This is a genomic window from uncultured Campylobacter sp. (assembly GCF_937959485.1).
In the GTDB taxonomy this organism is placed as follows: domain Bacteria; phylum Campylobacterota; class Campylobacteria; order Campylobacterales; family Campylobacteraceae; genus Campylobacter_B.
In genome coordinates, this window is record NZ_CALGPY010000012.1 from 138,547 (window position 1) to 149,972 (window position 11,426).

13 protein-coding genes are annotated in these 11,426 nt (G+C 48.7%); 8 read left to right on the forward strand and 5 right to left on the reverse strand.

Translation table 11 applies throughout. The features are described from left to right. The first annotated feature begins 1 nt into the window (after position 1). From Q0380_RS08110 to Q0380_RS08130, 5 genes are all read left to right on the forward strand, one after another. Positions 2-568, forward strand: coding sequence for an AAA family ATPase (locus Q0380_RS08110; RefSeq protein ID WP_005873246.1), 567 nt, complete (start codon positions 2-4; stop codon positions 566-568). A 261-nt stretch (positions 569-829) separates the two neighbouring features. Then, entirely contained in the window at positions 830-1,573 is a 744-nt protein-coding gene (locus Q0380_RS08115) for a hypothetical protein (RefSeq protein WP_298962441.1), read from the forward strand. Continuing rightward, complete coding sequence (locus Q0380_RS08120) at positions 1,537-2,220, forward strand: hypothetical protein (protein ID WP_298962444.1); 684 nt, start codon at positions 1,537-1,539, stop codon at positions 2,218-2,220. Before Q0380_RS08115 ends, Q0380_RS08120 begins: the two co-directional genes overlap by 37 nt. Positions 2,221-2,300: 80 nt before the next feature. Beyond that, positions 2,301-3,359 carry a hypothetical protein gene (locus Q0380_RS08125; protein WP_298962446.1) on the forward strand — a complete coding sequence of 353 codons (1,059 nt, stop codon included), beginning with the start codon at positions 2,301-2,303 and terminating at the stop codon, positions 3,357-3,359. Between the two features lie 359 nt (positions 3,360-3,718). Next, on the forward strand, positions 3,719-4,480 hold the full coding sequence (locus tag Q0380_RS08130; RefSeq protein WP_298962449.1) for a hypothetical protein: 762 nt from the start codon (positions 3,719-3,721) through the stop codon (positions 4,478-4,480). A 297-nt stretch (positions 4,481-4,777) separates the two neighbouring features. Here Q0380_RS08130 and folP read toward each other — a convergent pair whose 3' ends face one another. The 5 genes from folP to Q0380_RS08155 are packed head-to-tail and all read right to left on the reverse strand — an operon-like array spanning position 4,778 to position 8,742. Then, positions 4,778-5,920 (reverse strand): dihydropteroate synthase, encoded by a 1,143-nt coding sequence (gene folP, locus Q0380_RS08135; protein ID WP_298962452.1) that lies wholly within the window; start codon positions 5,918-5,920, stop codon positions 4,778-4,780. Then, on the reverse strand, positions 5,917-6,537 hold the full coding sequence (locus tag Q0380_RS08140; protein WP_298962455.1) for a DNA polymerase III subunit delta': 621 nt from the start codon (positions 6,535-6,537) through the stop codon (positions 5,917-5,919). The genes folP and Q0380_RS08140 overlap by 4 nt, the downstream gene beginning before the upstream one ends. After that, on the reverse strand, positions 6,534-7,067 hold the full coding sequence (locus Q0380_RS08145) for a HobA family DNA replication regulator (protein ID WP_298962458.1): 534 nt from the start codon (positions 7,065-7,067) through the stop codon (positions 6,534-6,536). The genes Q0380_RS08140 and Q0380_RS08145 overlap by 4 nt, the downstream gene beginning before the upstream one ends. Further along, positions 7,067-8,272 carry an aspartate kinase gene (locus tag Q0380_RS08150; RefSeq protein WP_298962461.1) on the reverse strand — a complete coding sequence of 402 codons (1,206 nt, stop codon included), beginning with the start codon at positions 8,270-8,272 and terminating at the stop codon, positions 7,067-7,069. Before Q0380_RS08150 ends, Q0380_RS08145 begins: the two co-directional genes overlap by 1 nt. Beyond that, on the reverse strand, positions 8,272-8,742 hold the full coding sequence (locus tag Q0380_RS08155) for an RNA pyrophosphohydrolase (RefSeq protein WP_298962464.1): 471 nt from the start codon (positions 8,740-8,742) through the stop codon (positions 8,272-8,274). Before Q0380_RS08155 ends, Q0380_RS08150 begins: the two co-directional genes overlap by 1 nt. A gap of 136 nt (positions 8,743-8,878) precedes the next feature. Between Q0380_RS08155 and hemW the strand changes: the two genes are divergently transcribed. From hemW to tatC, 3 genes are read left to right on the forward strand one after another with little or no spacing between them, the layout of a single operon-like run. After that, positions 8,879-9,952, forward strand: a complete 1,074-nt coding sequence (gene hemW / locus Q0380_RS08160) for a radical SAM family heme chaperone HemW (RefSeq protein ID WP_298962468.1) — start codon at positions 8,879-8,881, stop codon at positions 9,950-9,952. A gap of 57 nt (positions 9,953-10,009) precedes the next feature. Continuing rightward, positions 10,010-10,654, forward strand: coding sequence for a Sec-independent protein translocase protein TatB (gene tatB / locus Q0380_RS08165; RefSeq protein WP_298962471.1), 645 nt, complete (start codon positions 10,010-10,012; stop codon positions 10,652-10,654). A gap of 15 nt (positions 10,655-10,669) precedes the next feature. Further along, positions 10,670-11,425 (forward strand): twin-arginine translocase subunit TatC, encoded by a 756-nt coding sequence (gene tatC / locus Q0380_RS08170; RefSeq protein ID WP_298962474.1) that lies wholly within the window; start codon positions 10,670-10,672, stop codon positions 11,423-11,425. Position 11,426: the final 1 nt, after the last annotated feature.

Here is an 11,426-nt window from a genome sequence, read left to right on the forward strand (position 1 = left end):
TATGATAATCTCGATCGCTAGACAAACGGGCGCAGGCGGGCGCGAAACCGCGCGCAAACTAGCCGAGCGCTTAGGCTATACCTATCTAGCCAAGGCGGATCTGCTCCGCAAAGCAGACGAGCTTGGCTGCTTCGAGCAGATGTATGAGTTCTACAACGAAATGCCCGTAAATACGCTACTTCAGGCAATATCGCACAACGAGCTAGCCAATGAGCAAAAACGCGATCGCATCGTAGCAATCTACGAAAAGATCGTCTCGGGCGGCAACGTTATAGTGCTTGGGCGCTGCGCCGGGTTTTTCTTGCGCGGACATCCGGATCTGCTGACGGTATTTTTACGCGCGAGCGATGAGTTTAAGCTCGCTAGATTGGAAAAAGAGGGCCATACCGACGCGCGAGAGTATATGGAAAACAGCGACGCGGGCAGAATGAGCTTTCATCAATACTACACCAACCAAGTCTGGGGCGCGTCCGCAAACTACAATATCTGCATTGATACGTCGTATTGCGGCATCGATAATGCGGTAAATATCATCGAGTATCTAGTCAAACATCACATTGAAAAGTGATTTGTGCCTAAGCGCACAAAAGTGGAATTTGTCTTTTAAAAGATAAATTCCACTTGATCTCGCAAACCCACCCTATTTCTATCATAATTTAAAATTCACATCTCTTTCAGCTTGAATTCCATTTGTAAATGACGCATTTAGCTGTATTATAAAGTCTCTCGTTCAATGCGACATTAAATTCTAAACCGCGCTTTATCGCCACAAAACAGTAAAATTTAGCTAAAATTTGACGAAATTTAAATTCAAATTTAAGGAGATAAAATGCAAAGCAAAGCCCATCCATGCCCAAAATGCGGCGAAAACACGATATATTTCGACGGCATTTGCCACTCGTGCCGCCAAAAGCAGAGGCGAGAGGAGATTTTAAACCTAAGCGCGGACGAAGTGGAGGCGATGATCCTAAAAATCGCAGACCGCATCGATGAGATCGAAAAATGGGATGAGATTTACAACGACTTTTGGGCGCTTTTTAGCCTGCTGGGTATTCACGATCCAAGGATTGCGCGAGCCGCAGCAGCGGCGGAGATCTACTACCCGCCCGAGCTCTACTTTGGCGCGCCGAAGGACGTGAGAGACGCGCTCGTCCGCAAGCTCGCCTCGCTGCAGGACAATGCCAAAAACACTCTAAATGACGTTCTGTGCGCGCTTGCGTGGCAGGGCGACGAGCAGACGACGCAGCTTTTTTATGAGCTGTATCAAAACCCAAAGCCGTGGCGCCAAAAGCTCTACGCAGGCACTGAAATTTACGCGCAAATCGGCGGCTGGAGCTTTGACGAGGCGGGCGAGCGAAAATCGCTCGTTTTTGATAAGTGCCTCGCGGTAGTGCGCGCGAGAGACGGCGCGGAGAAAAACGGCGAGCGCGCGCGCGCAGAGATGAAAGCGCGAGCGAAATTTCAAATTTCAAAGGCCGCGCGGGCAGCGCAAATTCCGAACAAAACGCGCAAAACGGCGCGGATAAAATTTCAAATTTGCACGCGGGCGCGCAGTGTGCTCGCGCAAGCATAGACGAAGACGCGAGCTTGCAGAACGAGCGCGTAAATTTCAAAGCAGACGCGCAAAAAGGCGCTAGCAGCGGTTTAAATTTAAGCGAAAATGCAAAGGACGCCCGCTGCGAAGGCGCAAACCAAAACGCGGATGAGCCCGTACGTATCGGCAGGCCTACGGGTCAAAAGTGCGAGTTTTGCGGTTGCGAGATGCTAGATATGCTTCGTCTTAAGGCCGATGAGCCGCGGCTTGCGTTTCTAAATTTAAAGCACGATGCGATCTTTCGCTGCTGCCCTACCTGCGTCGGCTCGGTAATGTATTTTTGCAAACGCGGCGCGGACGGCGAGATGGAGTTAAGCTGCGAGGGCGAAGGGATGGAGAAGAGCTACTTTTCGCAGCAGGATATGACGCGGCTGAGCGGTATGAAATTTAAACTAGGCGGCGAAGTATCACCCTTTTACGGCTGCTTTGACGAGCTTGATACGACCGTGGGCGGCTATCCGCAGTGGGTGCAGGACGCCGAGTATCTGAGCTGCCCTAGCTGCGGCGGGACGATGAAGCATCTAGCGCAGATCCCATTCGGCGAGCTGGTGCAGGGTGAGGGGATCATATACGTGCAGATCTGCGAGAAATGCGAGGTTTTGGGCGGCTGCTTTCAGTGTACGTGAGGGCGGGGCTTTTAAAATTTGCGTCCCGCGCCTGCAAAAATTAGCTATAATTGCGTTTAAATTTAATTAAAGGAGAGATTATGGGGCTATTCGGTTTGGGCAAAAAAGTTGAAAAAGCGCAAATTCCAAGTACCTTTGCCGGCAGAGTGGATAAATTTTGGGCGGAATTTAGCGGCGTGATAGATGAGATCAAGGCTGATCTGGCGGCGGAAGAGTTTGAAAAGGCGATGCAAAAGACCGACGAGAAGCTTCGTATCTGCCTTGCCGAGCCCTATTTTATGACGGGGCTCGCGGGCGAGCGGCTCGATCTGGTACTAACTCCGGAGGGTATGAGGCACCGATTATTTTGGCTAAGCTTTATCAAAAACGCTATGCCTAGGCAGCTCGAATCCAAAATGCGCTGTACGCTCGGAAAGCCGCGTGCGCCGCGAGGTATCGGCGGACTTGAGATGTACGGCACGCGCGTAAGCGCCGAGGAGTCGATGATCTACGCGCAGTTTAACGAAAGCGACGTGGATATTAAAATTTACAACGAAAACCTAGCGGCTCTGCTCGCGCAGGATGAAGGCAAGGCGGGCAATCTAAGCTTCATCCTACTTGATAATATCATCGGCGAGACGACAGTCATTAACACTTTGGGCATGCTTGAAGTGCTGGCCCAGCCGCAGGAAAACGGCGTGCCGCTAAGCGAATTCGCCGATCTGATTGATGAGAAATTCGGCGAAAAAGCCGCGCGCGAACCGCTAAAGAATTTTTTCAGCTACAAGATGGAGCCGCGCGGCAGCGAGGTGCGCGAGGACGTGGTCGTGGGCACAACCTGCCTGCGAAATCTCATAGGCGAGTACCTAGGCGGCAAGCGCGACATCTATAACGAAGCCTTTGAGCTCGGCATCAAATTTTGCTTTCTTAGCATAGGTAACGGCGGCGACGTGCAGGCGGGCTTTGATCTGCGAAATAAAATCGAGGATGAGGAGCTGGAGAGCTGTGGCTCGTTTCTGGAGATAATCGGCGGTGCAACCGGACAGAGGCACGCATACATCGATCTCATCTGCTACGACGAGGAAAGGCTAAAAGAAAAAGTAAGCGAGCTTTGCAAAAAATATAGCGCAAATATCGAAATTCATGACTTTAAGCGGTAGCGACTTTGGTTTTTACCGCTACCAAAATTTGCGACTTAAGCGGTAGCAGCTTCCGTTTTTGCGGCAGATAAATTTGAAATTTTGCACCATCGCAGAAAATAAATTTTAAAATTCTACGCCGCCGCGTAAAATAAATTTAAAATTTGCCGCGCCGCACGCTTTTCATTCGGTTTTACCATTTCGCCGACACGCGGTAAAATTGAGCGAGCCGTGAGCTTGCGATATAAATTTTTGGCGATTTAGCAGTAAAATTTGCGAGGTTCGCAGTGCGAATTTACGATGATAAAATTTTGCTTCGGTTTCGGCGCAAAGCGCGCCGATTAGGAAGCTTTTGAAAGATAAAATTTTAGGGAACGAACATGAAAATTATCTCGAAATTTAAAGATAATTACGATTTTATGGTGTCAAAATACGGGCTTGACGAGACTTTAGTCTATGACCGCAGAAACTCTACTCTAGTCGATGCGGACGAGCTATGGAGGCTTGACGAGGGCGATAAAAAGGTCTTTGAAAGGAAGCTTAGCGGGTACCGCTTTATCCGCGGTAAATTTATAAACTGGAGCAAAACGGACGTAAATAAACTGCCGCGTCTGCTTCACTCCGTGATTTTCATCGGTAAAAATTTAATCCATATTTTCGCCTCTCAGGGTAAAATTTACACGAGCCTAGAGCTTGACGAGACGGAGCTAAGAAGGCAGTATTGGGAAGACAGAACTTTGAGCTTTAGCGATGGATTTCGCGCCCATATCATCTCGTGGCTAGGTAAGGTCAGCGAACAGGCTACGCGCGAGGAAATTTTGCAGCTCGTGGCGCTAGAGGGCGACCGCAAAACGACGCTAAAAAATATTGTTCGCGACGATAAAATTATAAGCAAAGATGAAATTTTGAGCGCCCCAATCGTATTTTTTAAGCTCACACAGAACATTCACACCGCAGCGATAAATCCACAGTTTAACGCGATGGGGTTTTATCTGGACGCCGATTTCGTCTGGCAAAGCTTAGTCGAGTTTTTATCCGCCAAAAAGGACGCCTCTGCTCCGGCGGGCACGATACCAAATGATATAAAAATCGCTAGCAAAGGCTTTGACGTAAAGCGCTCGTTTCGCCCAAAAATGAAATAACTCAGCTCGCGCAGCAAATAATCCGTGCAATCGTCGCTAGAATTTATCCCTCTTTACTTCGCTGTTTTGACGCACCTCATAAATCGAGCGAAATTTTATAAATTTTTATAAGTTTCGACGAGCAAGCGCACGAAAGCTTAGGCGCAAAATAAAACGCGGATAAAATTCCGCAAAAGCTCTTTTGCAAAATTTTAAAAGAATTAAAATATTTCCTTGAGGAATTTTAGAATTCCGCATAAGGCAAATTTACAAAAATCTCGTGAAAAATATGGAATTTCGTGAAAATTCCGCAAAATTTTAAAATTTTACCGCAGCGGCGTCCATCGCGCGCATTAGCCGCAGCATTTGAGCATGTTCGAAAACGTCGTGTGTGCGGATGATCGCGGCGCCGTTTAAAGCGGCGACCTGGTGCAGATAGAGTGAGCCTGCAAGCCTGTCCGAGACCGCAGATGGGCTGTAAAAATCGATAACGCTCTTTCTGCTCGCGCCTACAAGCAGCGGGCAGCCGAAGTGTAAGAAATGCTGTAAATTTTTAATCAGCACCAAATTTTGCTCGGCGGTCTTGCCAAAGCCGATGCCCACGTCAAGGATGATCTTTTTAAGCCCTGCACTTTGCAGCTGCTGTAAATTCTGCGCAAAAAACTCATCGATCTCACCCATCAGATCGTCATATTTTGGCGCAAGCTGCATATTTTGCGGCTTTCCCTGCATGTGCATCAGCACGTAAGCGGCGTCGTAGCGAAGCGCAAGCGGAGCGAGAGCGAGGTTTGCGCTGATGTCGTTGATGATGCTAAAGCCCCGATCTAGCGCAAATTCCAAACAATACTCATCGAAGCTATCGAGGCTAAATTTAGCCTTTTCGTGCAGACGCAGGCGGTAAATTTCGTTCACGATGTCCTTTATGCGCGCAAACTCCTCATCCCTGCCGCAATACTGGCTGCCCGGGCGCGAGCTCACGCCGCCGATATCGATGATAGCGGCGCCCTGCTCGATCATCTTTTCGATCTTATTGGTCGCCTCTTTTAAGCTTGCCGCGCGGCTTGCGGGGTTGAAGCTATCGGAGTTGATATTGACGACGCCCATTATTTCGCAGCTTTGCGGCTTGGCAAATTTCTCGCTTAGAAATTTCGCGAGCTCCTTTAGCCCGAAATCCTGCAGCGCTTCTTTTTGCGCCAAAACTTCGATCTGATGGTCGTTTGCGATCAAAACCGCGTCCGTACCATCGCGCCCTAAGATCACCCCTTCGTTGCACGCAAGCTCGGCGCCGATACTAAGGGCATCTTGTTTTAAAATATTCGCCGCGGGCGCTCGCAGATCTTTTAGATAGAAAAAGTTTAGGCGCGATTTTTTCTGCATTATCGCCCGCCCCGCATTTCGTACGCCGATGCGCTCGCAAATCAGCGCGAAATCGGCTTCGTTTGAAATTTTATAAATTTTCATCTTTTCTCCTCGATCATCAACAGTAACGGAGTAAGCACGGCGTGGGCTTTGGCGTTGTGCTCGGCAAGGTAGCTTAAGCGGTCAATCCGCTGCAGCTCATCGCCGCTTAGACTGACGCCTGCTTCGAAGCACTCTAGCGCGATCTCGCCGATGAGCGCTTTTAGCGCCGTCTTATCCAGCTCGCCCTTGCGTTCCAGCGCGATCTGCGCGTCGATAAACTCCACCGCTTCCTTTAGGCTGAGCCTAGCTAAATTTAGTCCGGTGCGGTATCTGGGCTTTCGCACGCATAGGTTTTGCACGATCAGGCGCGAGCGGATGGTGGGCAGCAGGGCGTTGATGAAAGGGGTGATCAGGAAAAACACCGTATTTTTAGGCGGCTCCTCTAAAATTTTAAGCAGAGCGTTTTGCGCCTCCTCGCCGAATTTCGTAGCGGCGATGACGATGATCTTATCCTCGCGCTCGGCGACGTAGGCTTCGTCAATGATCTTTCGCGCCTCGTCGATCTTAAGCTCGACGCTTTCGAAAAACCTTAAATTTTTGCGCGGAATTTCGGCTAAAATTTTATCTTTAAAGCCCTCATAATCGTTTGTTAAAACGATCTGATTTATGATTTTCAAAGCACCACTTCGTCAAAAAGCACGGCGTCTATGCTTTTGTCTAAAATTTTAAAAAGCTGGATCAGTTTGAGATCCAGGCTCGGATCGCTCTCGCTCATGTAAAAGCTGTTTTGCAGCCTCTCGTCGATGAGCCACAGATAGCTGTCCTCGTGGCTTTTGGCGATTTTGGCTAACGGATGGTTGCCGTTGCCGATGTAAAAATATATAAAGCCGTTGGCAAACGCGAGGCTTAGCATATCGTTTAGCAGCAGCGCGTCCTCCAGGCTATTTACGCCGCCGCGATAAAGCGAGCGCAGCGAAAAAAACGGTAGCAGCGGGCGTGAGTTGGTAGAGGAGTTGATATTTTTGATGATGTATTCGCTAAACCAGCTTCGCTCATCGTCACAGATGACGATGAAAGCAAAGCCGTCGTGGAGGAATTTCAGCTTTGAAGCTAAAAGCGGCGTCCAGTCCTCCTTGCGATCCTCAAGCCACTCAAGTCCGGGCTCGGAGCGCATCGCCGTAACGCTCCAAGTATGCAGATCCTGCATTATTTATCCAAATCGTAGGCTTTATGCAGCGCGCGCACGGCAAGCTCGCCGTATTTAGCCTCTACGATCATCGAAATCTTGATCTCGCTCGTGGAGATCATCTGGATATTTATCCCTTCGTCCGCGAGCGTCTTAAACGCCTTGCTGGCTATGCCGCTGTGGCTTTTCATACCAACGCCGACTAAAGAAACCTTTACGATATCGGCGTCTGATTCGATGATGGAATTCGGATTTGGATTTACCTCTTTCATTACCCTATAGGCCGTTTCCAGCTCGTTTTGCGGCACAGTAAAGCCCAAATTCGTCTCGCCATTTCGTCCGATATTTTGCACGATCATATCGACGTTGATCTCCTTGCTTGCAAGCGCGGAGAAAATTTCAGCCGCGACGCCAGGGCGATCCTCTACGTTTCTAATCGTGATTCTTGCTTGATTTTTATCCAGTGCAATGCCGCTAATTACCGCATCTTCCATCTTTTCTTCTCCTGTTATGAGTGTTCCTTCATGATCGTTAAAACTGCTTCGCGTCACCAAATTTACGTTTAATTTCTTCGCAAGCTCAACGCTTCGATTTTGCAAAACCTTTGCTCCCAAGCTCGCAAGCTCAAGCATCTCGTCGTAACTGATGCGATCAAGCTTCTTAGCCTTTGGCTCAATGCGCGGATCGGTCGTATATACGCCGTCTACGTCGGTGTAAATTTCACACAGATCGGCATTCAGCGCTCCTGCGACGGCGACTGCGCTAAGATCGCTTCCGCCTCGCCCGAGCGTAGTTACTTCGCCTGTGGTGCTGATACCTTGAAAGCCCGCGACGACGACGATTTTGCCCTGCTTTAGCGCCTCTTGCATACTTTTTGGATCGATAGAGACGATGCGAGCTTTGGTGTGAAAATTATCCGTCACGATGCCTGCGCCTCGCCCGCTAAACGCGATCGCAGCATAGCCCTTAGCATTTAGCGCGATAGCTAAAAGTGCGCTCGTGACGCGCTCGCCCGAGCTTAGCAGCACGTCCATCTCTCTGCCTACGGGAGTTTTAGTAAAAAATTCCGCCTGCTCAATGAGCTGATTGGTAACGCCGCTCATCGCAGAGACGATTACTACGACGTTATGCCCTTCGTTTTTGGTTTTGATCACGCGCTGCGCAACCGCCTCGATCCGCTCTAGCGTGCCGACGCTCGTACCGCCGTATTTTTGAACGATCAGCATTAAATGTAACCCTCCTCCTTAAAATATTTTAAAACCGTCGCGTAAATCGGCTTTTTGAAGTGATTTACGTGCCTTAAAACCTCATTCGCGCCTACGAATTTAAATGCGTCGAACTCCGGAAGTTTGGTATTGATGTTTATATCGGCTAAGCTTCGCAATCTCACCAAAAAATACCTTTGAATTTGCCCGTCGTATGGGCGCATCTTTTGAGCTACCCCATCGGGAAAGTCGTAGCTAAGCCACTTCGGGCACTCAGCGATGATATCGACTTTGCTTGTTCCGATCTCCTCACCTAGCTCTCTGCGGATCGCCATCCTAGGCGTCTCACCATCGTCGATACCACCTTGAGGAAACTGCCAAGCGCCTTTGATGTCGCTTCGTTGCGCGATTAAAATTTCGCAATTAAACGGATACGAGGGCGAAAGTACGATTGCAGCGACATTCGGTCTGTAATTTTTCTCTTTTTCCATCTCGTTTTCTCACAAAAAATTTCTCAAAATTCTACCTAAAAATATTAAAATTTGCGTTAAGAGGCTTAAAATTTATATAAATTTTCAAATTAATTCGCTAAATTTTGCGACGTAAATTTAGCCTATAGGACTGCCCTTGCACATCTACATCCACGTGCCGTTTTGCACCTCAAAATGCCCGTATTGCGCCTTTGGCTCCTTCAGCGACAAATTTAGCCTCGCAAAAAGCTACTTTCGCGCGCTAGAGCTTGAAGTGCGCGACTTTTTGGCGAAAAATCCACATGCGCAAATCTCTACGCTTTTTATCGGAGGAGGCACGCCAAGCGCCGTGGATGCAGGGCTTTACGACGAAATTTTTGCGCTGCTTGCGCCGCATTTTGCCGCCAAAGCCGAAATTAGCTCGGAAGCCAACCCAAACTCCGCCAGCCCCGCCTGGCTTAGGGCGATGCGCGGTCTCGGTGTAAATCGCATCAGCTTCGGCGCTCAAAGCTTTAACGACGCTAAGTTAAAATTCCTCGGTCGCGCGCACAGTGCGGCGCAGATTTTTCTGGCGGTGCAAAATGCCAAAGCGGCGGGCTTTGACAATATAAATTTAGATCTAATCTATGCAAGCAAATTTGACGATAAAAGGAATTTAAAATTTGAAATGGCTGAGCTTGCGCGCTGTGAAGTGCCGCATCTAAGTGCCTATGCGCTAAGCCTTGAGGAAAACACGCCCTTTTTCGGACGCGAAAGCTTTAAAAAGAAAAGCGCGGCTTTAGCTAAATTTCTCTTTGCTCTTGCGGCGGATAGCGGCTTTAGCCAGTATGAAATTTCAAATTTTGCCGCGCGCGGACTGCGCTGTAAGCACAATCTCGCCTACTGGCGCGGTGAGGATTACGCCGGGCTTGGAGCGTTTGCCGTGGGCACAAGCGGGCAGGTACGCCTTAGCTCGCCTAAAAATTTGCGAGATTACATTGCAGATCCGCTGCAAAAACAGCGCGAAGTTCTAAGCGCGCAGGATAAAAAGTTTGAGCGCATATTTCTCGGGCTGCGCTGCGTTTTGGGGCTTGAAGCGCAAATTTTAGACGCCTCGGAGCTAAGCAACGCGCAGCTGCTCGTGAGCGAAAAAAAGCTGAAATTTGTCGAGGGCAAATTTTATAATCCCAACTTTTTGCTTGCCGACGAGATCGCGCTTTTTATCACGCAAGAAAGCCGCAATGGGCGCTAAATTTAAGATTAATGAAATTTTAGTTACAATACGCCACTTTTTACGTTAGGAAATTTTATGTTTGGTATCAGTATGCCTGAAATTACGGTCATTTTAATCATCGCGATAATCGTGCTGGGGCCCGAAAAGCTTCCAAAAGTGCTGGTCGAGCTAGCTAAATACTTCAAAGTCATCAAAAAGACCATCAACGACGCAAAATCGAGCTTCGATCAGGAGCTTCGCATCGCCGAGCTCAAAGAGGATGCCAAAAAATACAAAGAGAGTATCACACAAGCAAGTGAGGGCGTGCGCAAAAAGCTCACGTTTGAGGAGCTCGACGAGATAAAAGGCGGCATAGACTCGGTCAAAGAGACGCTAAATGCGGGGCTAAAAAATATAGAAGGCTCCGTAAAAGACACGCTAAATTCCGCGGAGGTCTCGGCGCAAAAACAGAATGAGACGGCAAATTTAAAGTCAAATTCGGGCGGAGAAAATTCCGTGCAAAGCTCCACTGGCACCGCAAACTCTACGCAAGGCTCCGCCGACAGCGCAATGAATTCCGGCGTTGAAAGCAAAAGCGCGAATTCGAGTGCCGAAAACAAAGGCGAAAATTCCATGCCGAGCACGAGCGGCGGTGCGCAAAATTTGAATGCAAATTTAAACGGCGATGCGCGAAATTCTACGCAAAATTCCGCGCAAAATAACGATACGCAAAAATCATAATGAGAGAGAAATTTAATGTTTGAAGAGCTAAAACCCCATCTAGCCGAGCTTCGCAAGCGCCTAGTTATCTCCGTGCTTTCCGTCATCGTCCTTTTCATCGCGTGCTTCGGCTTTTGGGAAGATATTTTAGGCTTTATGACCCGTCCGCTGGTGCGCGTGCTTCCTAAAGGCAGTGAGATCATCTTTACCCAGCTTGGCGAAACGTTTTTTACCGCGATGAAGGTATCGTTTTTCACCTCGCTGCTTCTAGCGATGCCGATAATTTTCTGGCAGGCGTGGCTTTTCGTAGCGCCTGGGCTTTACGATAACGAGAAAAAATATGTCATCCCTTTCGTTAGTGGCGCTAGCATTATGTTCTTTTTAGGCGCAGCGTTTTGCTATTTTTTCGTAATCCCCGTCGCATTTAATTTCTTGGTAAATTTTGGCGCCAAGCAATTTACTGCGATGCCTACGATCGGCGAATATGTAGGCTTTTTCGCTAAGCTCGTCGTCGCATTTGGCATCAGCTTCGAGCTTCCTGTAGTAACCTTTTTCCTCGCTAAGATCGGGCTTGTAACAAATAAAAGCCTGAGCGATTTTTTTCGCTACGCAATCGTCATTATTTTCATCTTTGCAGCGGTGATGACGCCGCCGGACGTGCTTAGTCAGTTTATGCTCGCAACTCCGCTAATTGCGCTTTATCTGCTTTCGATCTTTATCGCCAAAATGATAAATCCGTATAAGCACGAGGATGACGAAGGCGAAAATTCCACGGACGTAGCGCAGGCGTGAG

Bases quoted from the DNA above. Each gene is read 5' to 3' on its own strand.
- folP (WP_298962452.1), bottom strand. From the start codon at position 5,920: ATGAAAATTTATAAAATTTCAAACGAAGCCGATTTCGCGCTGATTTGC.
- Q0380_RS08155 (WP_298962464.1), bottom strand. From the start codon at position 8,742: ATGGAAAAAGAGAAAAATTACAGACCGAATGTCGCTGCAATCGTACTT.
- Q0380_RS08125 (WP_298962446.1), top strand. From the start codon at position 2,301: ATGGGGCTATTCGGTTTGGGCAAAAAAGTTGAAAAAGCGCAAATTCCA.
- Q0380_RS08150 (WP_298962461.1), bottom strand. From the start codon at position 8,272: ATGCTGATCGTTCAAAAATACGGCGGTACGAGCGTCGGCACGCTAGAG.
- tatC (WP_298962474.1), top strand. From the start codon at position 10,670: ATGTTTGAAGAGCTAAAACCCCATCTAGCCGAGCTTCGCAAGCGCCTA.
- tatB (WP_298962471.1), top strand. From the start codon at position 10,010: ATGTTTGGTATCAGTATGCCTGAAATTACGGTCATTTTAATCATCGCG.
- Q0380_RS08115 (WP_298962441.1), top strand. From the start codon at position 830: ATGCAAAGCAAAGCCCATCCATGCCCAAAATGCGGCGAAAACACGATA.
- Q0380_RS08145 (WP_298962458.1), bottom strand. From the start codon at position 7,067: ATGCAGGATCTGCATACTTGGAGCGTTACGGCGATGCGCTCCGAGCCC.
- Q0380_RS08130 (WP_298962449.1), top strand. From the start codon at position 3,719: ATGAAAATTATCTCGAAATTTAAAGATAATTACGATTTTATGGTGTCA.
- Q0380_RS08110 (WP_005873246.1), top strand. From the start codon at position 2: ATGATAATCTCGATCGCTAGACAAACGGGCGCAGGCGGGCGCGAAACC.